The sequence below is a fragment of the Methylophaga sp. UBA2012 genome (assembly GCF_002335235.1).
Taxonomy (GTDB): Bacteria; Pseudomonadota; Gammaproteobacteria; order Nitrosococcales; family Methylophagaceae; genus Methylophaga; species Methylophaga thalassica.
The window spans coordinates 30,577-50,492 of record NZ_DDCG01000014.1 but is presented as its reverse complement, the minus strand read 5'-3'; the positions used below and the strand labels follow the sequence as shown (position 1 = coordinate 50,492).

Sequence of the window (19,916 nt, the reverse complement as noted above, 5' to 3'; positions counted from 1 at the left end):
TCATATCATGCTTGAGACTTATGCCTTACCCGTCATTTTATTGGTGGTCGCTTATCTTTTTGGCTCATTATCGAGTGCGATCATTTTATGTAAGCTGGCAGGCTTGCCGGACCCACGAACTCAGGGCTCAGGTAATCCAGGTGCAACTAACGTTCTGCGATTTGGCGGTAAAAAACTGGCAGCAACTGTCTTGCTGTTTGATGTTTTGAAAGGCGTCATCCCGGTAGCAATTGCACATGCCATCGGCCTTGATATGGTGTGGGTCGCCGCAACAGCATTTGCCGCCTTTTTAGGTCACCTGTTTCCGATCTTTTTTGAATTTAAAGGTGGCAAAGGGGTCGCTACCGCATTGGGTGGCTTTATCGCCCTCTCACCGCTACTGGCCGCAGCAGGATTAGTCACTTGGTTAGTGGTGTTTGCTGTAACACGTATATCGTCTCTATCTGCCTTAGTGGCTGCTACCCTTACCCCGGTTTATAGTTTGTGGCTTATCGATAGTGTCAATGCGCGTTGGATTATTCTACTGACTGCCTTGTTATTAATTGCCCGTCATCACGGTAATATCCGTCGCCTACTGGCTAAGGAAGAGTCAAAGTCTGGCTAAAGCTAGGGTGGGCTGAGTTCGTTAAGTGGCCAGCGCGGTCTGACAGTGAAGCTCGGTATTTCCTGATGTTTCATTGCTTGATGGCGCATGGCACCAGCAAAAGCAATCATGGCGCCATTGTCACTGCAAAATTGTTGCCGAGGATAAAAAACGTCAACGCCTTTAATTGAATCTAATTTTTGGCGTAATGCTTTATTTGCACTTACCCCACCGGCGACAACTAATCGCTTGTGTCCGGTCTGTTTCAATGCTCTTTTACATTTGATTGCCAGTGTTTCAACCACCGCAGTTTGAAAAGCCAGTGCAATATCGGCTTTATCTTGATCGGATTGCTCTGTTTCCATCCAGGTATTCATCGCAAATGTTTTTAAGCCACTAAAGCTGAAGTCCAAACCGGGACGATTAGTCATAGGCCGAGGAAACACAAAACGATCGGCGACACCTTGTTCTGCCTTGGCCGCAAGGTATGGGCCGCCTGGATAATCCATGCCTAAAAGTTTGGCTGTTTTATCAAAAGCCTCACCTACCGCATCATCAATCGATTCACCTAATAATTCGTACTGGCCAATAGCTTTTACATCCACCAATTGGGTGTGGCCGCCGGACACCAGTAGTGAGACAAAGGGGAAAGCCGGTGCAGGTTCTTCCAGTAAAGGTGACAGCAAATGTCCTTCCATGTGATTGACGGCTAAAGCGGGAATATTTAACGCCCAGGCTAAACTGCGGCCGATTGCTGCGCCAACTAACAGAGCGCCAGCTAGGCCAGGTCCTGCTGTATAAGCGACAGCATCAATGTCTGCAGTGGTTAAGGACGCAGCATTTAATACTTCTTCAACAAGTGGTAATGTTTTACGGATATGATCTCTGGAAGCCAGTTCTGGCACGACACCACCATACTCAGCATGCATAGCGATCTGACTAAATAAGCGGTGAGCGAGCAACCCTTTTTCCGTGTCGTAAATAGCGACACCGGTTTCGTCACATGAAGATTCAATACCTAAAACACGCATTTTTTTCCTAAGCTTCTGCATTAATACCTGACTATTATGCCCTTTTTTATAAATAAAGTGATTTAACTGTTTGCTTTCTGGTGAATATTTCGTACAATTAGGGGTTTCCATACAAGAATTGTTTAGGGAGTTTTTTGAATGCCTGCAGTAAGAGTAAAAGAGAACGAACCATTTGACGTCGCTCTACGTCGTTTTAAACGTGCATGTGAGAAAGCTGGCACAGTTGCTGAAGCCCGTGCTCGTGAAGCTTATGAAAAACCAACTACTGTACGTAAACGTGCCGCAGCCGCAGCCGTAAAACGTCACCAGAAGAAACTGTCTCGCGAAAACGCAAGCCGTATCCGTCTTTACTAAAATCGCTATATTCAGAGACTAAACTAAATATCATGCCTGCAGAAGCCAGCCCGTTAAAAGTTACTATTCAAGACAGCATCAAAGATGCGATGCGCGCCAAAGACAAAGAACGTCTTGCAGTGTTACGTCAAATTTCAGCTGCCATCAAGCAAGTTGAAGTAGATAACCGGGTTGACCTTTCTGACGATGATATTGTCGTTATCCTGACCAAAATGATCAAACAACGTCGTGAAGCATTAGAACAATACGAAAATGCTTCTCGTGCGGATTTGGCGGATATCGAAAAGGCTGAACTCGTGGTCATTGAAGAGTTTATGCCTGAGCAACTCTCTGAAGAAGAAATTGCGCAAGCTATTCAATCAGCCATTGATGAAGCGGGTGCAAGTAGCATTAAAGACATGGGCGCAGTCATGAATGTGTTGCGACCAAAAATTCAAGGCCGTGCTGACATGGCCGCAGTAAGTGGACAAGTTAAATCAGCGTTGAGCAATTAAAACAGCCACGCTGCCGTATCTCATCAAGATATGGTTAATATTTACAGCAAATTTCAGCCATAATAACTAATATGGCTGGTCAAATACCCCCACAATTCATTGATGAGTTGCTAGCCCGGGTCGATATCGTCGATATCATTGATACCCGGGTTGCACTGAAGAAAGCAGGCAAGAATTTGCATGCCTGCTGTCCTTTTCATAATGAAAAAACCCCCTCGTTTACAGTCAGTCCGGATAAGCAGTTCTATCACTGCTTTGGTTGTGGAGCCCATGGCACGGCGATAGGGTTTCTGATGGAATATGATCAGTTAAGCTTTCCTGAAGCTATTCAGGAATTGGCTGATCAGGTTGGCATGACCGTTCCTACCACGCAAAATGTTTCACAATCACCCCAGCAGAAAAACCTTTATGACCTGATGGACAAGGTCAGTCAGTTTTATGTCCATCAATTACAAACACATCCAGACAGACAGGTTTTTGTCGATTATTTAAAGTCCAGAGGCTTATCCAAAAACACCATAGAGACCTTTGGAATCGGTATGGCTCCCGATGGTTGGGATAATGTTTTAAAGACATTTGGTTCATCTCAGACACTGGTGAAACAGCTTCTCGATACGGGCCTGCTAATCAAAAATGATGCTGGGCGGACCTATGACCGTTTTCGTCATCGATTGATGTTTCCTATTCGCGACAGACGGGGTCGTGTTATCGGTTTTGGTGGTCGGGTGTTGGATGACTCAACGCCAAAATACCTTAACTCGCCGGAAACACCGATCTTCCATAAGGGCACTGAGTTATACGGTCTCTATCAAGCGAGAAAGCAAAATCGTAAACTCGAACGCATACTGATTGTAGAAGGCTATATGGATGTGATTGCATTAGCCGAACACGGCATAACTAATGCTGTTGCAACATTAGGTACCGCTACCACCCCAGATCACTTGCGACAGTTACTTCGAACAGCGCCCGAAGTCGTTTTTTGCTTTGATGGGGATCGTGCAGGCAGAGAAGCGGCCTGGCGAGCGGCCGAAAATGCCCTTCCTATGTTAGGAGGTAATCAGCAACTTAAGTTTATGTTCCTGCCAGATGGTGAAGATCCCGATAGTATGGTACGAAAACACGGTGCTGAAGCATTTGAGTCAGAAGTCTTACACGCACAAAATTATTCTGATTTTTTCTTTGCATGGCTAACTGAGAAAGTCGAGCTGGGATCAATGGATGGGCGTGCAAGACTTGTCGAGATAGCAAAGCCTTATCTTAAACATGTTCCGGCGGGGGTTTACAGAGATATGCTGGAGCAACGCCTAGCGGAATTGAGCCAGACGAATATGGCAACGCTAAATCGTCATATTGAAAAACCAGCACAGAAACAGCAACGCCCAGCCAAAAAACAAACTATGGCGACAATGACGCCACTCAGGCTGGCTATTAGCATTCTTTTGCAATATCCGATTCTGGCGCGTGAAATTGATGACACATCGTCAATTAGTTCACTTGATTTACCTGGCGTTAATATTCTTAAAGAATTGCTTGAAACTCTTCATGAGCATCCCCATCTAACTACTGCGGCACTTCTAGAACGTTGGCGTAACAGGGAAAATAGTGCGCATCTTCAGAAACTAGCGCTGCAAAGTTTGAGTCTATCGGCAGATGAACTGAAGTACGAGTTGCTCGGTATTTTTTCGCAACTGCAAAAACAGGCAAAACAACAACGACGAATTTATCTCGAGTCAAAGCCGCTCAGTGAATTAACTGAGGCTGAAAAAGCAGAATTACGGTTATCTCAGAGCTAAATGTTTATGTTAATTTGATGCAATAAATTTGTCATTTCAGTATAATGAAGTGTTCACGTCTATATAGCGTCACAGGGTTAAAGGGGCTGCATGAAAGATCAACAATCACGCGTTAAGGAACTGATCGCCTTAGGTAAAGAACGTGGTTATCTCACTTATGGTGAGATTAATGATCATCTTCCGGAAGATTTGGTAGATGCTGATCAGGTCGAAGATATTGTCAGCATGTTCAGTGACCTCGGTATTATGGTCCATGAAGATGGCATGGATACCGATGAAATGGAGCGTCTTGCTGAAGCGGTTTCGTCAAACGACGAAGTTTCAGATGAAGAAGCTGCTGCTGTTCTAGCAAGCTCTGATGGCGAATTTGGTCGAACCACCGATCCAGTACGTATGTACATGCGCGAAATGGGCTCGGTAGAACTACTGACCCGTGAAGGCGAAATTGTCATTGCGAAACGCATTGAAGCAGGCTTACGTGAAAGCTTGATGATGCTTTCGACATATCCAGCCTGTATTTCATCCTTTTTAGAGTTGTATGACGCCGTCGAAGCCGGTGAAATGCGTCTGAACGAGCTGATAAAAGGCTTTGTTTCTGCTGAAGAACTCGTGGAAGAACATGATGATCTGAGTGATACAGATGATGATGACGCAGATGATGATTCTGATAGCGATTCAGATGATGACGATGATGACTCTGTGAATAACGTCAGTGATGACGATGATTCTGGCGAAATTGATCCTGAAGAAGCACGTGTTCGTTTTGAAGCATTAAAAGAAAGCTTTAATGCCTACCTGAAAGCAGAAGGTGAAGAGGCTGAGGTATCACGTGAGCAAGCTAGTGCACAGTTTATGGAGTTTAAACTTACTCCAAAAACATTGGCTTACCTGAATGACCTGATGAGCGAAACAGTCAACGAAATCCGTAATCAAGAAAGAATTATTATGGATATCGTGGTAGAACAAGCCCGCATGAATCGCCGCGACTTTATTGATTCATTCCAGGGCAACGAAAGTAATGTTAACTGGGCTGATAAACATATCAGAGCGAAAAAACATTACTCTTCTACCATCAAGAAACATCATGATGAAATTATCGCTGCACAGTCAGTTTTAGCTGAGATTGCAGAAAGTCGTGGTATGTCAATTTCTGAAATAAAAGAAATTTCACGTCAAATGTCGATCGCAGAGGCAAAAGCTCGTCGTGCGAAGAAAGAAATGGTGGAGGCGAATCTGCGTCTGGTTATTTCTATTGCGAAAAAATATACTAACCGCGGTTTACAATTCCTGGACTTAATTCAGGAAGGTAACATCGGTTTGATGAAAGCGGTTGATAAGTTTGAATATCAACGTGGTTATAAGTTTTCAACCTATGCAACTTGGTGGATTCGTCAGGCGATAACCCGATCTATTGCAGATCAGGCTCGTACGATTCGTATCCCTGTGCACATGATTGAAACAATTAACAAATTGAACCGTGTTGCACGCCAAATGCTACAGGAAATGGGCCGTGAACCTACTCCTGATGAATTGGCAGAACGCGTTGATATGCCAGAAGATAAAGTACGTAAAGTGCTGAAAATTTCTAAAGAACCCATTTCGATGGAAACACCGATTGGTGATGACGAAGATTCGCACTTAGGTGACTTTGTTGAAGATGTGAATGTGATTTCACCTTCAGATTCTGCGATAATAGAAGGCTTGCGTGAAGCGACTCAAGGCGTGTTAAACGGCTTAACAGAAAGAGAAGCAAAAGTATTACGTATGCGTTTTGGTATTGATATGAACACCGACCACACGCTGGAAGAAGTTGGCAAACAGTTTGATGTAACACGTGAACGTATTCGTCAGATTGAAGCGAAAGCATTACGTAAACTACGCCACCCTTCACGTTCTGATCAATTACGAAGCTTCCTGGATTCAGAAGGTTCGTAAGCTAGTCAAAAGGGCCTATAGCTCAGTTGGTTAGAGCAGTGGACTCATAATCCATTGGTCCTAGGTTCAAGTCCTAGTGGGCCCACCAATACAATCAAAGCCTTGTTACCAGTCAGGTATCAAGGCTTTTTTATTGCTCCATGTTTGATAAATAATTCACACAATATTGATTATCATCATTTATAAGTCAGATGTAGTTGTGAAGCCAACAAACTGTTGGCACAGTATGAATATATTTCTTGTATGAGAGTGCTTATGGATGATGAATTGGGCTTGTCAGATATTAGAACGAGCTATCAAAAAGGCTCTCTTGAGGAGCAGAAGAGTGCAGATGAGCCATTAAGTCAGTTTAAGGCGTGGTTAGCTGAGGCTTTAGATAAAGACGTTAATGAAGCCAATGCAATGACGCTAGCGACTGTCGGTGAGCACGGACGGCCATCAAGTCGACCAGTATTGATTAAAGGCTTTGATGAAAAAGGTCTAGTGTGGTTTACCAATTATCTGAGCCGGAAAGGACATCATTTAGCCATTAATCCATTTGCTTCATTACAGTTCTTCTGGCCAGAGTTAGAACGCGTTATTCGAATTGAGGGCAAGGTTGAGAAGCTCGAACCTGTTGAGTCGGATCGATATTTTGCATCAAGACCCCTGACTCATCGGATTGGTGCTTGGGCCTCTCCACAAAGCCAGGTGATTGATAATCGAAAAGTGATTGTAGAACAAGCAGCCAAATATGCATTGAAGTATGGCTTAACGCCCCCTCGGCCAGAACATTGGGGTGGTTACAGGTTGGTGCCGGATTATTGGGAGTTCTGGCAGGGCAGGCAAAGCCGCTTGCATGATCGCATTTCATATAAATTAAGCGCTGATAATCAGTGGATAAAACAACGCTTGGCACCATAAAATCATCAGAAAATGTGAGCTAGCGCATACTTTGCCGTGTTTGAATTTAACTTTTTTGATAGGTTGACGTTAGCATGATTGTGAGGTGATTGGTTTCAGTTCTCACGTTTATTGCTCCTTCTAATTAGTTAAGCTAGGTTTTTACCTAGCTTTTTTTTGTCATAAGTTTTTTGGGCAAAAAAAGCCCCAATTAAGGGGCTGAGAGTAAAAAACAAATAGGATAGGGCGATTAATAATTTTTATTTTCTGATGCCGAGTCTTCGATAGCATCGCCAGCAGACTCAACATCTTTACCAACACCTTCCATCGTATTACAGGCTGATAAAAATAGCGTTAAGGTTAATGGAATTAATAAAGCTGTAAGTTTCATAATTATCTCCTAGTATCCTCGTTTAGAGGGTTTAGTTAGTCTGGTCCAGTCTGGATAGGTTTCAAGGTAGGTTCTATCAAAACCAGATAGGTCAATTAAACCTTCCAGATTGTTAATTTCGATTTGTCCGTTTTTATTATCAATTAAACCTAAATCACGTAGGTGTTTAAATGTTCGACTGACGTGTACTGACGAAATACCAAGTGTATCTCCAATAACACTCTGGTTCATGGGTAGATGAAATTCACATGCACGCTGATTTAGTCTCACCTTCATTTCGACAATAAAATGAGCTAGACGCTCAGCAGCATTTCGTCTACCGATATTGACAATTCTTTCAATCAGCATCGCTTGTTCTCTTGCCATGATCAGAAAGAATAAATCTGTCAGCCGTGGAGACTTTTCAAAAATCTCTGTCAATCTTTGTTTTGGGAACGGGCAGGCTTCAATGGGTGTTAAAGCCCTGAACTCAGTGAGTGAATGACTGAGACCAATTTCCCGAAGACCTAAAATCTGGCCTGGCAAGAAAATATCAAGAATTTGCCGTTGACCATCGGCCATGGTTTTTATGGCACAAGCCCAGCCAGACCTCAGAGTATAAAAACGATCACTGTACTCACCAGCAAAGGCTAATCTCTCACCAGAGTCAAACTTGCGAGCATCTCTTTCGAGAGCTGCAAGAAGACTTATTTCTGACTCTGATAATTCAACCATTTTTTCAAACTGGTGAACAATACAACTATCTGCATCGCTGATAACAGATTCCATGAAGACTCGCTTAAATAATGTAGTTCAAAAGAGACTTTCTTGAATAAGTGATCACCGATTAAGAATGTCTGTATTTCGTGAGAATATACGCCTACATTGGGGGGCGTCTACCAGTGATGAAGAAAATAAGAGCAAGCACTAAACCGATAACGAATAAAATCCAAGCGATATTCGTTGCAGTACCTGCAACACCACTTAAACCTAGTGCACCAGCAATAATACCGATGATTAAAAACGTCAATGCCCAACTTAACATATCTATCTTCCTTTATAGTGAATGGGAATGAATACGATATGTGTATTTCATTGTGTCGTCTTTAACATATGTTAAGGCGATAATTATAAATCAACGATAGCTTAGATTAAGACATAGAAAAACAATGAGTATTTCCGATAAATACTTTTTTGCTTATGAACTGCTTTTAATGTCACTATGGTTGAACAAATGCAGCATAACTTTTGTCAGCATAATGGTGTAAACAATATTTTTTCCACCTAACTTTAAAATGGAGATGTAAGTATGAAATCAATGATTGAATCAAAATCTTTTCCGATGATCTGCCGTGCATTACTTATTATGTTTGCTTTTGCTGGGGTTGGCTTATTGGCAGCATGTGACAATGATGGTCCAGCAGAAGAAATGGGTGAAAAAATTGATAACACGGTTGAAGATGCCGGTGATGCAATTGATGATGCCGCAGACGATGCTGGTGATGCCATTGAAGATTCAGCTGATGAAGTTGAAGATGCAACGGATAAATAGTTGCCACGGAAAATAGTCTCGACGATACGTTTTAAACAAATCAACAGGAGATAAACATGGCTACACAAACGACAAATCAAGAATTACAAGAACAGCTGGATGCTTTACGTAAAGATTTTGCAGAAGTTACCAGCACGCTAAAAAATCTGACATCAGAATATGCACAGCAAGGCCAAGACAAAGTTAAGGCAGCTGCTCAGCAAGCTCAACAACAAGCTAAGGAATCATTAGCTAGAGCCCAAGGCGAAGTTGAAGCGCATCCTTATACTAGTATGGCAGTGGCTTTTGGTATTGGCCTTGTCATCGGTAAAGTACTGGATAGAAAATAACACTATCCTGCCTAGCAGATAAGAAGGTAACAATGAGTCTGTTTTCAAGAATACAAATCACCACATTAGCTTATGCTCTGGCAATAGTTCTGGGGTTATTTGCTTTTGGTTTTGCCGGTGTCGCAGCCTACATTGCTCTTAACGACTACTTTGAGCCACAGTTGGCTGCGCTGTTAACAGCCATTGCTTACCTTTTGCTGGCGTTACTGATTTTAGCTGTAGCAAAGATATTAAATCGCCCGACAGAAAAAGCCTCTCTGCGCTATAGAGAGGGGCAAACGAGTAGTTCTCAACAAGCCGATGAGTTACAAATGATCCTGGAAAAACTATCTGATCCAGTGCTTGCGGATTTAATTAAAAAACATCCAGGAAAGTCTCTGGCGACGACATTGGCTGCAGGTGTGATATTTGGTTACAGTCAGGAAGCGAGAACGATCGTCAAGTCAGCTTTTAAGCAGTATTTTGATGAAACGTAATATTTAATTTCGATAGATAGAAAAAAAAGCCTCAATGATTTGAGGCTTTTTTATTAATACCCTTTGTTATCACTGGCACTCTTTTCCAGGGCGTCACCTGCTGCACCAACGTCTTTGCCAATACCTTCCATGGTGTTGCAACCACTCAGAAGTAAGACAAAACAAACAGATACTAAGACGGCGAAAGGTTTCATAAAGTCTCCTACATTTTTATCAGGGCATAAAATTACCATAACTATAAAAAAATAGAGAACCCTTTTCTTGACGAGGCTATCACGCTTATCTCAGTAGTTTATCAATAGGAACTAATACTGCTAATAACAGTCATGTATAATAAATAATAATTAGCCAGCTAATTATATCTAGCTGTAAACTAACCACACTCGGATCAGAATTAGGATTATTTAAATGAAACTCACAATTAATGGCGAAAGCCGTCGGGTTGATGTCCCCACAGATACTCCCATTCTGTGGACACTTAGAGATGTCCTGGGTATGACGGGGACAAAGTTTGGCTGTGGTAAGGCGCTATGTGGTGCTTGTACTGTGATGCTGGATGGTCAGCCAATTCGTTCTTGTGTTACGCCCATCAGTGCTGCTGAAAACAAGAAAATCACAACCATAGAAGCGGTCTCTGAGGACAAAGTCGGCCAGGCTGTTCAAGAAGCTTGGCAGTCAATCAATGTACCGCAGTGCGGTTACTGTCAGTCAGGACAGATCGTTGCGGCTACAGCACTGCTTCGTGATAATCCCAACCCAACAGATGAAGATATTGATACCGCGATGAGTGGAAATATTTGTCGTTGTGGTACCTACACACGCATTCGCGCAGCCATCAAACAAGCAGCGCAGCAGGGGGGTAAATAATGACTGATAATAATGCTCCACAAATAGCCAACATTAGCCGTCGCAGTATTCTTAAAGGTTTCGCATTAAGTGGTCTGGTTCTGGCAGTAGGTATGCCGGCTCAATTGCTAGCTGCTGATGAAAAGCAAAAATATGGCCGTGATGGTATGCCCAATGGCTGGGTGGATGATCCTTTAGTTTTTGTTTCAATCGCTGAAGATGGCACTGTGACGATTGTGGCTCACCGTTCCGAAATGGGACAGGGTGTCAGAACAAGCTTGCCAATGGTCGTGGCTGATGAAATGGAAGCTGACTGGCATCGAGTCAAAATCGTTCAAGCGGATGGTAATGAAAAACGCTACGGCAACCAAAACACAGATGGTTCACGCAGTATGCGTCATTTCTTTATGCCAATGCGTAATGTCGGGGCTGCAGCCAGAATGATGCTGGAAGCCGCTGCCGCTGCAATGTGGGCTGTGCCGGTTGCAGAAGTCAAAGCAAAAAATCATCAGGTCATTCATGCTAAAAGTGGTAAGAAGCTTGGCTTTGGTGAGCTGGCACAAAAAGCAGCTGAAATGGCCGTGCCTGAAAATCAGAACCTGATTTATAAGTCTGCAGACGAATTTAATTACATCGGCAAGAAAGATAATAAGCTGGTTGATGGTTTTGATATCGCCACCGGACAAACCACATATGGCATGGATGTTCGTCTCGATGACATGGTCTATGCAGTCATTGCTCATCCACCTGCTTATGGCGATACACTCAAATCATATGACGACACTGAAACATTGAAAGTGCCGGGTGTGATCAAAGTTTTAACCTTACCTAGCAGTCCGCCTCCAGCAGTATTTAATCCGCTCGGTGGGGTTGTAGTTGTTGCCTCAAATACCTGGGCAGCCATTCAAGGCAGAAAAAAATTATCTGTTGAGTGGAATGCCGGTCCTAACCGTCAGTACGATTCAGCCAAGTTTCGCGAAACACTACAGGCTTCTTCCAAACAGAAAGGTGGCAAAGTCATTCGTAGTAAAGGTGAGACCTATAATGAATTAGCCAATGCGAGTTCTACCATCTCTGCAGATTATTATATTCCTCACTTGGCTCAGGCCCCGATGGAGCCGCCTGCTGCAACGGCACGAATTGTGGATAATGTGTGTGAGATTTCGACTGCTACACAAAACCCACAAGCGGGTATCGATACAGTCGCAAAATGGTTAGAAGTAAAACCTGAGCAAGTTAAGGTGAATGTGACCCTGCTTGGTGGTGGTTTTGGCCGTAAATCTAAACCTGATTACCTTGTCGAAGCTGCTTTAATCTCTAAGGCTTTAGGTGGGCAAGCAGTTAAAACGGTATGGACGCGTGAGGACGATATTCAACACTCTTATTTCCACACCGTTTCTGCCGAACATTTAGAAGCTGGTTTTGATGAAAGTGGTAATGCAACGGCCTGGTTACATCGGACAGTTGCACCAACAATCGCTTCTACTTTTGCGAAAGATGCTAAAAATGAAATGCCGATGGAATTAAGCATGGGCGTTGTGAATATTCCATTTGATGTGAAGAATATTCAAATTGAAAATCCTGAAGCAGCTGCACATACTCGTATTGGTTGGTACCGTTCCGTCTCTAATATTCCTCATGCTTTTGCGATTCAATCATTTATCGCTGAAATGGCGCATCAGCAGAAAAAAGATCATAAAGACTTTTTACTGTCATTGATCGGTCCTGATCGTGAAATCGATCCGGCGTCATTAAAAGATGATTGGAATTATGGTGAGTCGCCAGAGGCATACCCTCTCAATACAGCACGTATGAAAGGCGTCATTAATATGGTCACCGAAAAAGCAGATTGGGGTAAAACTTTGCCGAAAGGTTCGGGACAGGGTTTAGCTGTTCATTATAGTTTCGTGACGTATGTCGCGACGGTAGTGGAAGTTGTTGTTAATGACGATGGTGAGGTCAGCATACCGAGAATCGATGTGGCTGTTGATTGTGGCCCACAGGTGAATCCTGAACGTATCCGCTCTCAGATTGAAGGGGCATGCGTTATGGGCGCAAGTTTAGCCATGACAAGTGAAATCACCTTCAAAGATGGTGTCACCGTTCAGGACAATTTTGATGGCTATCAGGTGACCCGCATGGACGCTGCACCGAAAGAAATCCATGTTCACCTAGTACCGGCAAAAGATTTTAATCAGCCATTAGGTGGGGTTGGTGAGCCGGGCATGCCTCCGGTCGCACCGGCAATATGTAATGCGATTTTTAATGCCACCGGTAAACGTATCCGTGAGTTACCGATACGTTATCAGCTCGAGTCATAGCCGTATGACCGGGCATGATCTGAATGTGCTCAGACAGCTATTGAGCTGGCAGCAAGAGGGGCATAAGGTTTGGCTAATTACGGTGGTGGGAACCTATGGTTCCAGCCCCCGCCAACCGGGGTCGATGTGTGCTCTACGCAGCGATGGTTTGTTACTTGGATCAGTGTCTGGTGGTTGCATAGAGGATGATCTGGTGTCTTTAGTTAAACAGCATCAGCTCTCAACTTCATCTGCCGAGATTAAGATCTATGGTGCTAATCAGGAAGAGCAGCTGCGGTATAAACTTCCTTGCGGTGGTCAGCTCAGATTATTGATTGAGCCTGTACTTGATAGGACTTGGCTGGAAGCGGTGGTGACGGCGATTGAGTCTCAGAAGTTAATAAAGAGACAGGTCACGTTAGACTCGTTACAGGTCACATGCGCTCACGCCATCAGTCATGAACCTGTTGTCAGCGAGCAGGAAGGCTCACTCTCTTTTGTATACGGGCCACGGTTACGTCTATTAATTATTGGTGCAGCGGAAACGTCATTCTATCTGGCAAATATGGCTACGGCATTGGATTACCAGGTGTTTGTCTGCGATCCAAGACCAGAAATGCAGGAAACCTGGCAACATGAACAGAGCACTTTACTCACCATGATGCCTGATGATGCGGTAGTGTCCCTTCAGCCTGATCTGAATACCGCGGTGGTGGCATTAACACATGATCCTAAGTTAGACGATATGGCATTGTTGGAAGCCCTAAAATCAGCAGCGTTTTATGTTGGTGCTTTAGGAGCCAAAACCAATAATGATAAACGCAGGGAAAGACTGCAATTATTTGATCTCACCCAACAAGAAATAGACCGCTTACATGGTCCGGTTGGTTTACAGATAGGCAGTAAAACCCCTGCCGAGATCGCAGTAGCGATTTCTGCTGAGTTGATTGCCGTTCGTCGCGACAGAATACATACACCACAACTTACGTCATCCGTTGATAAGGTGACAGTTTAACGGTGGAAACGGCAGAGATTGCTGCGGTTATTCTCGCTGCCGGTAAAGCATCGCGCTTTGGTGCAGATAAGCTGCTGACGGAAGTTGGATATAAAGGTGTGAGACAGCCGCTGATATTGCATGCTTTAGCGCCATGGTTAGAGGTGTTTGAGCAAATTCACCTCGTCACGCCAATAAATAACCAAGAGCTATTAGGAGTATGTCGATCCGTGGCAGGCCGGGTTAACTTTATCAAAGCTGATAAGTCCGGTTTAGGAATGGGGCATTCACTCGCCGCCGGGATTCAAGCCACTCAGCAAGCAAAGGGATGGTTAATTGGTTTGGCAGATATGCCGATGATAACATCCGACATACTGGAATTATTAGTTAGTGAGTTAAAACAGGGAGCGGCTATATCAGCTCCCTTTTATCATGGCAAACGAGGGCACCCAGTCGCATTCTCCAACCAATATCGAGATGATTTGATACAACTTACTGGCGATGTAGGTGCTAAAACAATAGTCCAAGCTCATGAAACACTGGTACAGGCAGTGAATATTGATACGCCGTCGATATTCATTGATATTGATACTCAAGCCGATATTTCACTACTGCAGTGAGCTGCATGATAGTCTCAGAGACTTAATGATTGATAGATAATAACTTTTGAAAGAAGGCGTTCAAGTAAAAGAGATTAAATCGCTCAATTTTCACAGGCTTTAACTTACAGTTATTTTTTTCCATGAATTCCTGAAGTTGTAACTGCTTGTTGGGACTGTAGGAAACGGGTTTGCCGGTTAAGGCGTAGAGAATACCTGATTCGGTGAGGGCTGATCCTTGCCGTGTTTTCACATCATAATGATAGTCGATAATTTTTTGAGTGATCACATAGAAATTATAGTGGCTGGAGAAACCAAAAATATGCCTGTCTTTGGTTTCCTCGACTTCAACTATGCCCCAGTCTGAGATGACTCCACACTCTGATAATGATCTGGCTTCCAAAACACGTCCCTTGTGTAAAATTGTGAAATACCTAACATAAATTTAACAGCTTCATTAATTGATAACAACGTCTTAAATTTCCAAATTTATCAAAAGACTAGTTATATTATGGTCATCACATTTTTTTGATAACGAATATAGAAAATAGGCTGGAATGAACAGGAGAGAGATTATGAAAAAATATGTGTGGCTAGGATTATTAATGGCATTTTCATCTATGGTTCATGCTAAAGATTGTCCGACTTATTTTGATTACGATTTACCGAAACTGCACTCAAATGACACCGTAAATCTATGTGAGATCGCTAAAGACAAGGTCTTATTGGTGGTAAATACCGCCAGTCATTGTGGGTTTACTCGCCAATTTGGTGGTTTGGAAAAGTTACATGAGCAATATAAGGATAAAGGACTGTTTGTTATTGGTTTTGCCAGTAACGATTTTGATCAAGAAGCTAAGACAGAAGAAGAGGCAGCCAGAATCTGTAAAGAAAACTTTGGTGTAAGTTTCACCATGGTGGCACCTAGCTATGTCACTGGTCCGCGTGCCAACCCGATTTTCATGGAGATAAACAAACAAAGTCAGGCACCGGACTGGAATTTTAACAAATACATTATCGATGCCGATGGCCATGTGTTAGAACACTTTCCGAGTGCTGTAGAGCCGGACGATGCCAGTCTAGTAGAAGCTATCGAGTCACTTGTTAAAATAGATTAAACAGTTCATACATTTGCTGGATAGTCTGTATTTATTAAATAAATCAGTAACGGCATCATTACATTAGTGATAATCATACTTTGTTGTTATGATTAGCAAATATTGTTACGACGTTAGGGATGGCTGGAGTTAAGGATGTCTATTGGTTATCGGCTGGTTATCACCAGTTTATTGGGTTTAGCACTGTCTGCATGTAGCACGATTCATGATGCTATTGGTCCTGATACACCTCGCTCAGATTTACGTGAGTCATTACAAGCACCTCTAACCATTTCAGATAGTGGTTCTCCCTTTTGTCATGAAGAGATGGTGGTTACTACAACACCTAAAGTTATTCGTACCCCTGAACCATATCACGCAACACTCTATTTTGAGCTCAACAAAACGACTTTCACACCCGACTCATTACGAGAATCCGTTAAGATCTATGAAGCGGTTTTAGAAAGAAGAAATCGTCATATTGAAGTCGTTGGCTATACTGATACACTCGCTTCTTCACAATATAACGATAAATTATCCAAACGCCGTGCTGAAAAAGTCGCACAGGATTTGATCAACGCTGGCGTGGACGAATCTCGTATTTCTACAGTAGGTAAAGGCGAAACAGTTTTGAAAGTGCCTACACCTGATGAGACTGAAGAAGTGAGTAATCGCCGGGTCGAAATTGATGTTCGTTAATTTCTGGAGTAATTAGAAAAATGGTCTTATCACGATTTTCTACTATTTTTGCTGCCTGTATTACAGCGATAGCGAGCACAAATATTGCGGCGGAAACCATACAGGAAGCGGTGGATGCAACACTGAAACAAAATCCTGAAGTTTTAGCAGAAGCCAATCGTCGTTACAGTGTTGATAAGACTGTTGATCAAGCTAAAGCAGGTTATTATCCTCGGGTGGATTTAACGCTGGGCATCGGTTACGAGCGTACGAAAAACCCGGCAACGCGCCCCGATCACGAATCGCTGAATCGTGGTGAAGCTGAAATTAAGGCAACGCAGATGCTTTATGATGGCTTTGCCACTAAAAGTGCTGTAGAGCAAAGTCAGGCTCAAGCGGATGCTGCTGGTTATGATGTCACAGATAAGGCAGAAACGATCGGTCTTAATACCGTGCAGAGTTATCTCGATGTACTTAAACGCCAACAGTTATTGGAAGAAACACAAGAAAGTCTGGAGCAGCACGAAGAAATCTTCGACAAAATTAAACTCAGAACAGAAGCTGGAGTGGGTAATCGTTCTGATCTTGACCAGACTACTGGTCGAGTGGCCCTGGCTCAAGCGAATTTACGTTCCACAGAAGGCAATTTGCAGGACGCAAAAACACGCTATCAGCGTTTGGTGGGTCATGCACCTGAATCCTTAACTGATCCCGGTAAGTCATGTTGTGATACTGCGCCCGCTGCTGTCGAGGATGCATTACAAATTGCTTACAGACAACATCCTTCATTGTGGGCGGCAATGGCGCAACATGAGGCCTCACTAGCTCAGGAAGAAGGGGCTAAAGCGCCGTTTCATCCTCAAGTGAATGCGGAGCTGAGTACGCGAGCAGACAATAATCTGGATGGCACACGTGGTCATGAGAAAGAAGCTCAGGCCATGATTCGAATGGATTACAACCTGCTCAATGGTGGTGCCGACAAAGCGCGTATCGAAGAGACGAAGTATCTAAGTGAACAAGCAAAACAAAATGCGGAGATTATCAAACGCAATGTTGACCGTGATGTACGTCTGGCCTGGATTAATGTAGAAACACTTTCAAGACGTTTACCTATCCTCGAACAACGTAAGATTGCTGCAGAAAAAACGCGGGATGCGTATTTCGAACAGTTTAATGTAGGCAGAAGAACATTATTAGATTTACTGGATACAGAAAACGAATTATTGACGGCCAGAAACGATTACACCAATGCTTATTATGATCATATTTATGCCTGTTACTGGTTATCAGAGACGATGGGTAGGCTGATGGAAAGTTTGTCTGTGGAAGCACCAGAGGCGGCCATTGTTGTAGCTCAACCTGAAACGACTGAGTCACCACAATAAGTTAGATACCAGCTGGCTTAGCCAAGCAAGACATTAGCAGCTTGGCTTACCGCCATTAAATTGTCATATAAGTTGAATATGATGAGCGTTTTTCGCGAATATAGGCATGCTCATCAACCGACCCTTGGGGTTTCCTCCTGCTGCACACCTGTTTCTTTATCTGTTACCTGCGTTATTGCTGTTTTCGCGGGCAATAGCTGATGTAACTGTGGTACTCGTAGCGATTGCCTTTCTTATCTTCAGTTTTAAAAAATGTGATTGGGATTGGGTAAAACAGCCCTGGTTTTTAGCAATCTTGCTGTTTAATGCTTACCTTCTTGTCGTCAATCTGCCTTTGAGTAGTGATTCATCTGAAAGCTTGAAGTATGTGCTTACTTTTATAAGATGGCCTTTATTTGCAGTAGCTTTGTCATACTGGGTTTTCAATGATGCTAAAAAAAGACAGCGCTTTCTTATTAGTTTATTGCTGACTATGCTGCTTATTATTGCCGACACATTATGGCAATATTTTTTTGATGTTGACTGGTTTGGTATAGAGCGCTTTTCTGACACTCGTTTAACAGGTCCATTCCGTAGTCCTATTCCAGGCACGATGTTACTGAGACTGTGGTTTATCGCCTTATTTGCTGCCTTTTTTATCCCACTTTTTAAATCGTCTGTTTTACGGCAATTAACGTTTCTGATGGTGGCGATGGGAAGTGGTTTTGTTTTTACCTTCCTAACGGGGGAGAGAATGGCACTCATCTTGTTCAGCTCAGCCTGTGTCATCGTTTTTATCGCCATGTTACTGGAATATAAACAATACAAACAAAGCTTACTGCTTATGCTGGCTATGCTTGGTATCACATTGATGATCACCTTATTTTTATCACCTGAGATGTTTGAGAGAAGTATCGTGAGCATCGGTTCAAAGCTCTCAACATTTGCTGAATCAGATTATGGCAGCGTGTTTAAGGCAGCCTGGCAGGTGTGGCGGGACAACTGGTGGCTGGGTAGTGGTTTACATACCTATCAAACGGTATGTGAACAACAGCAGTTACTCATAGACAGCGGCTTGATGTGTACGCATCCGCATAATTTGTATTTGCAGTTAGGCGCAGAGACAGGTGTGGTCGGCTTATGTTTATTTTTGTTTATGCTGTATTTGCTATACAAAAAAGTCTTAGGCGCCTTATTGGCTCAGCGTGACTGGATAAAAGCTGCTTTGAGTTTTTCGGTATTAACGGTGAGTTTTTGGCCTCTAACTGGAGGAATCAGCGTTCTGAGTAACTGGGTGGCAGCACTGGTATGGTTAGGTATTGCCTGGGTGTTAGCTATATCCTCGGTAGATAGCTCAGAACCCGATCAATGCTTAACTGATGTAAATCGTTGACTTGCAGAGCCTGAAATTGACCTCGCTGAATTTCAGAGCGGCTCACAGAGGTTGTTGGTCCGAATAACGCCAGACCAGGACGGCCGAGGCATGAAGCGATATGGCTGGGACCAGTATCATTACCGATGATAAAACTAGCCTCATTCAGAATGCCTGCCAGTTCGAACCAATTGAGTAAGTCGTCTTTGCTGTTAGGGCTATAACCGGACAGGCTCACCGCCATATCTAATTCATCGGGGCCTAATATATTCACTACGTCATAACCGAGCCTGATAAGTGCTTTTGATAAGGCGGGATAGTACGGCCAGCGCTTCTCTTTATGCTGAGCTGAGCTACCAGGAATAAGTGCAATATATGGTTTGTTAATGGGGTATTTGTTGAGTACTTCGGGCATTTTTTCAACCATCCAGCTGACGTCCGGTGATAACGCATGATGATGAGGGATGTCTGATTCGGAGAGTAACTGTACTAAGCCTTTTAGTCCTGATTCTGGTGCTGCCTTTGTGCGTCGACATATCCACCTCAGCTTAGGTAAAAAGAAGCGTTGATATAAGGCACTGCGATCAGAATTTTGTAAATCAATAATAAGATCAAATTGTTCCTGAATCAGTTGCTTACGAAGTCTCCACTGCTGCTGTAGATGACGAAGAGGCAGTCTGTCATCGATGATGATGCGGTCAATGTAGGGAGAACGTTGCATCAAGGATTCATACCGAGACATGGTTAATAAAACAATTTCTGCCTGTCTGAAGTATTGGCGAATGTCACGGAAGATCCCATCTGCCTGGATAAGATCACCAAACGCACCGTGTTTGATAAGCAATAATTTGTCAGCCTGCGTCATGA

24 protein-coding genes and 1 tRNA gene are annotated in these 19,916 nt (G+C 43.3%); 18 read left to right on the top strand and 7 right to left on the bottom strand.

What is annotated here, in order from left to right; all coding sequences use genetic code 11:
* Positions 1 to 7 precede the first annotated feature (7 nt).
* Positions 8 to 604: a glycerol-3-phosphate 1-O-acyltransferase PlsY gene (gene plsY / locus B2248_RS10855; protein ID WP_273179156.1), complete on the top strand. Its 597-nt coding sequence runs from the start codon at positions 8 to 10 to the stop codon at positions 602 to 604.
* Between the two features lie 2 nt (positions 605 to 606).
* Here plsY and tsaD read toward each other — a convergent pair whose 3' ends face one another.
* The gene (gene tsaD / locus B2248_RS10850; protein ID WP_273179466.1) at positions 607 to 1,614 is read right to left on the bottom strand and encodes a tRNA (adenosine(37)-N6)-threonylcarbamoyltransferase complex transferase subunit TsaD; all 1,008 of its coding nucleotides are present in this window, start codon (positions 1,612 to 1,614) and stop codon (positions 607 to 609) included.
* A gap of 138 nt (positions 1,615 to 1,752) precedes the next feature.
* Here tsaD and rpsU point away from each other — a divergent pair, with 138 nt between their 5' ends.
* The 6 genes from rpsU to pdxH all read left to right on the top strand — a co-directional run bounded on the left by rpsU (position 1,753) and on the right by pdxH (position 7,093).
* Positions 1,753 to 1,968 (top strand): 30S ribosomal protein S21, encoded by a 216-nt coding sequence (rpsU, locus tag B2248_RS10845; RefSeq protein ID WP_007144284.1) that lies wholly within the window; start codon positions 1,753 to 1,755, stop codon positions 1,966 to 1,968.
* 32 nt (positions 1,969 to 2,000) lie between these two features.
* Positions 2,001 to 2,462, top strand: a complete 462-nt coding sequence (locus B2248_RS10840; RefSeq protein ID WP_007144285.1) for a GatB/YqeY domain-containing protein — start codon at positions 2,001 to 2,003, stop codon at positions 2,460 to 2,462.
* Positions 2,463 to 2,533: 71 nt separating this feature from the next.
* Complete coding sequence (gene dnaG, locus B2248_RS10835; RefSeq protein ID WP_007144286.1) at positions 2,534 to 4,255, top strand: DNA primase; 1,722 nt, start codon at positions 2,534 to 2,536, stop codon at positions 4,253 to 4,255.
* A gap of 90 nt (positions 4,256 to 4,345) precedes the next feature.
* Positions 4,346 to 6,190: an RNA polymerase sigma factor RpoD gene (gene rpoD / locus B2248_RS10830; protein ID WP_273179151.1), complete on the top strand. Its 1,845-nt coding sequence runs from the start codon at positions 4,346 to 4,348 to the stop codon at positions 6,188 to 6,190.
* 11 nt (positions 6,191 to 6,201) lie between these two features.
* Positions 6,202 to 6,278 (top strand) — tRNA-Ile (locus B2248_RS10825).
* Positions 6,279 to 6,445: 167 nt separating this feature from the next.
* Positions 6,446 to 7,093 carry a pyridoxamine 5'-phosphate oxidase gene (gene pdxH / locus B2248_RS10820; RefSeq protein WP_273179148.1) on the top strand — a complete coding sequence of 216 codons (648 nt, stop codon included), beginning with the start codon at positions 6,446 to 6,448 and terminating at the stop codon, positions 7,091 to 7,093.
* A 229-nt stretch (positions 7,094 to 7,322) separates the two neighbouring features.
* Here pdxH and B2248_RS10815 read toward each other — a convergent pair whose 3' ends face one another.
* The 3 genes from B2248_RS10815 to B2248_RS10805 form a co-directional block, all read right to left on the bottom strand.
* Positions 7,323 to 7,463: an entericidin A/B family lipoprotein gene (locus B2248_RS10815; RefSeq protein ID WP_007144289.1), complete on the bottom strand. Its 141-nt coding sequence runs from the start codon at positions 7,461 to 7,463 to the stop codon at positions 7,323 to 7,325.
* Positions 7,464 to 7,472: 9 nt separating this feature from the next.
* Positions 7,473 to 8,231, bottom strand: coding sequence for a Crp/Fnr family transcriptional regulator (locus B2248_RS10810; protein ID WP_273179145.1), 759 nt, complete (start codon positions 8,229 to 8,231; stop codon positions 7,473 to 7,475).
* 91 nt (positions 8,232 to 8,322) lie between these two features.
* Positions 8,323 to 8,487, bottom strand: coding sequence for a DUF1328 domain-containing protein (locus tag B2248_RS10805; protein WP_007144291.1), 165 nt, complete (start codon positions 8,485 to 8,487; stop codon positions 8,323 to 8,325).
* A gap of 264 nt (positions 8,488 to 8,751) precedes the next feature.
* Here B2248_RS10805 and B2248_RS10800 point away from each other — a divergent pair, with 264 nt between their 5' ends.
* Genes B2248_RS10800 through B2248_RS10790 form a run of 3 tightly spaced genes read left to right on the top strand, consistent with a single transcriptional unit; the run spans position 8,752 to position 9,799 of the window.
* Positions 8,752 to 8,994 carry a hypothetical protein gene (locus B2248_RS10800; RefSeq protein ID WP_273179143.1) on the top strand — a complete coding sequence of 81 codons (243 nt, stop codon included), beginning with the start codon at positions 8,752 to 8,754 and terminating at the stop codon, positions 8,992 to 8,994.
* Positions 8,995 to 9,050: 56 nt separating this feature from the next.
* Positions 9,051 to 9,323 (top strand): hypothetical protein, encoded by a 273-nt coding sequence (locus tag B2248_RS10795; RefSeq protein ID WP_273179141.1) that lies wholly within the window; start codon positions 9,051 to 9,053, stop codon positions 9,321 to 9,323.
* Positions 9,324 to 9,355: 32 nt separating this feature from the next.
* The gene (locus B2248_RS10790) at positions 9,356 to 9,799 is read left to right on the top strand and encodes a hypothetical protein (RefSeq protein ID WP_273179139.1); all 444 of its coding nucleotides are present in this window, start codon (positions 9,356 to 9,358) and stop codon (positions 9,797 to 9,799) included.
* Between the two features lie 53 nt (positions 9,800 to 9,852).
* On the opposite strand, the gene B2248_RS10785 is transcribed toward B2248_RS10790, so the two are convergent.
* On the bottom strand, positions 9,853 to 9,993 hold the full coding sequence (locus B2248_RS10785; protein WP_273179136.1) for an entericidin A/B family lipoprotein: 141 nt from the start codon (positions 9,991 to 9,993) through the stop codon (positions 9,853 to 9,855).
* Positions 9,994 to 10,207: 214 nt separating this feature from the next.
* Between B2248_RS10785 and B2248_RS10780 the strand changes: the two genes are divergently transcribed.
* From B2248_RS10780 to B2248_RS10765, 4 genes are read left to right on the top strand one after another with little or no spacing between them, the layout of a single operon-like run.
* Complete coding sequence (locus B2248_RS10780) at positions 10,208 to 10,666, top strand: (2Fe-2S)-binding protein (RefSeq protein ID WP_273179134.1); 459 nt, start codon at positions 10,208 to 10,210, stop codon at positions 10,664 to 10,666.
* On the top strand, positions 10,666 to 12,966 hold the full coding sequence (locus tag B2248_RS10775) for a xanthine dehydrogenase family protein molybdopterin-binding subunit (RefSeq protein ID WP_273179133.1): 2,301 nt from the start codon (positions 10,666 to 10,668) through the stop codon (positions 12,964 to 12,966). The genes B2248_RS10780 and B2248_RS10775 overlap by 1 nt, the downstream gene beginning before the upstream one ends.
* Positions 12,932 to 13,960, top strand: coding sequence for an XdhC family protein (locus B2248_RS10770; RefSeq protein WP_273179131.1), 1,029 nt, complete (start codon positions 12,932 to 12,934; stop codon positions 13,958 to 13,960). The genes B2248_RS10775 and B2248_RS10770 overlap by 35 nt, the downstream gene beginning before the upstream one ends.
* A gap of 2 nt (positions 13,961 to 13,962) precedes the next feature.
* The gene (locus tag B2248_RS10765; protein WP_273179128.1) at positions 13,963 to 14,559 is read left to right on the top strand and encodes a nucleotidyltransferase family protein; all 597 of its coding nucleotides are present in this window, start codon (positions 13,963 to 13,965) and stop codon (positions 14,557 to 14,559) included.
* Between the two features lie 22 nt (positions 14,560 to 14,581).
* Here B2248_RS10765 and B2248_RS10760 read toward each other — a convergent pair whose 3' ends face one another.
* A complete protein-coding gene (locus B2248_RS10760; protein ID WP_273179125.1) occupies positions 14,582 to 14,941 on the bottom strand; it encodes a hypothetical protein in 360 nt (119 codons plus the stop codon).
* 172 nt (positions 14,942 to 15,113) lie between these two features.
* On the opposite strand from B2248_RS10760, the gene B2248_RS10755 reads away from it, so the two are divergent.
* The 4 genes from B2248_RS10755 to B2248_RS10740 all read left to right on the top strand — a co-directional run bounded on the left by B2248_RS10755 (position 15,114) and on the right by B2248_RS10740 (position 19,070).
* The gene (locus B2248_RS10755; protein ID WP_273179123.1) at positions 15,114 to 15,656 is read left to right on the top strand and encodes a glutathione peroxidase; all 543 of its coding nucleotides are present in this window, start codon (positions 15,114 to 15,116) and stop codon (positions 15,654 to 15,656) included.
* Between the two features lie 135 nt (positions 15,657 to 15,791).
* On the top strand, positions 15,792 to 16,334 hold the full coding sequence (locus tag B2248_RS10750; protein ID WP_273179120.1) for an OmpA family protein: 543 nt from the start codon (positions 15,792 to 15,794) through the stop codon (positions 16,332 to 16,334).
* Positions 16,335 to 16,354: 20 nt separating this feature from the next.
* Positions 16,355 to 17,698 carry a TolC family outer membrane protein gene (locus B2248_RS10745; protein ID WP_273179117.1) on the top strand — a complete coding sequence of 448 codons (1,344 nt, stop codon included), beginning with the start codon at positions 16,355 to 16,357 and terminating at the stop codon, positions 17,696 to 17,698.
* A gap of 106 nt (positions 17,699 to 17,804) precedes the next feature.
* On the top strand, positions 17,805 to 19,070 hold the full coding sequence (locus tag B2248_RS10740; protein WP_273179114.1) for an O-antigen ligase family protein: 1,266 nt from the start codon (positions 17,805 to 17,807) through the stop codon (positions 19,068 to 19,070).
* On the opposite strand, the gene B2248_RS10735 is transcribed toward B2248_RS10740, so the two are convergent.
* Positions 19,012 to 19,914, bottom strand: coding sequence for a glycosyltransferase family 9 protein (locus B2248_RS10735; RefSeq protein WP_273179112.1), 903 nt, complete (start codon positions 19,912 to 19,914; stop codon positions 19,012 to 19,014). The genes B2248_RS10740 and B2248_RS10735 overlap by 59 nt on opposite strands.
* Between the last annotated feature and the right edge of the window lie 2 nt (positions 19,915 to 19,916).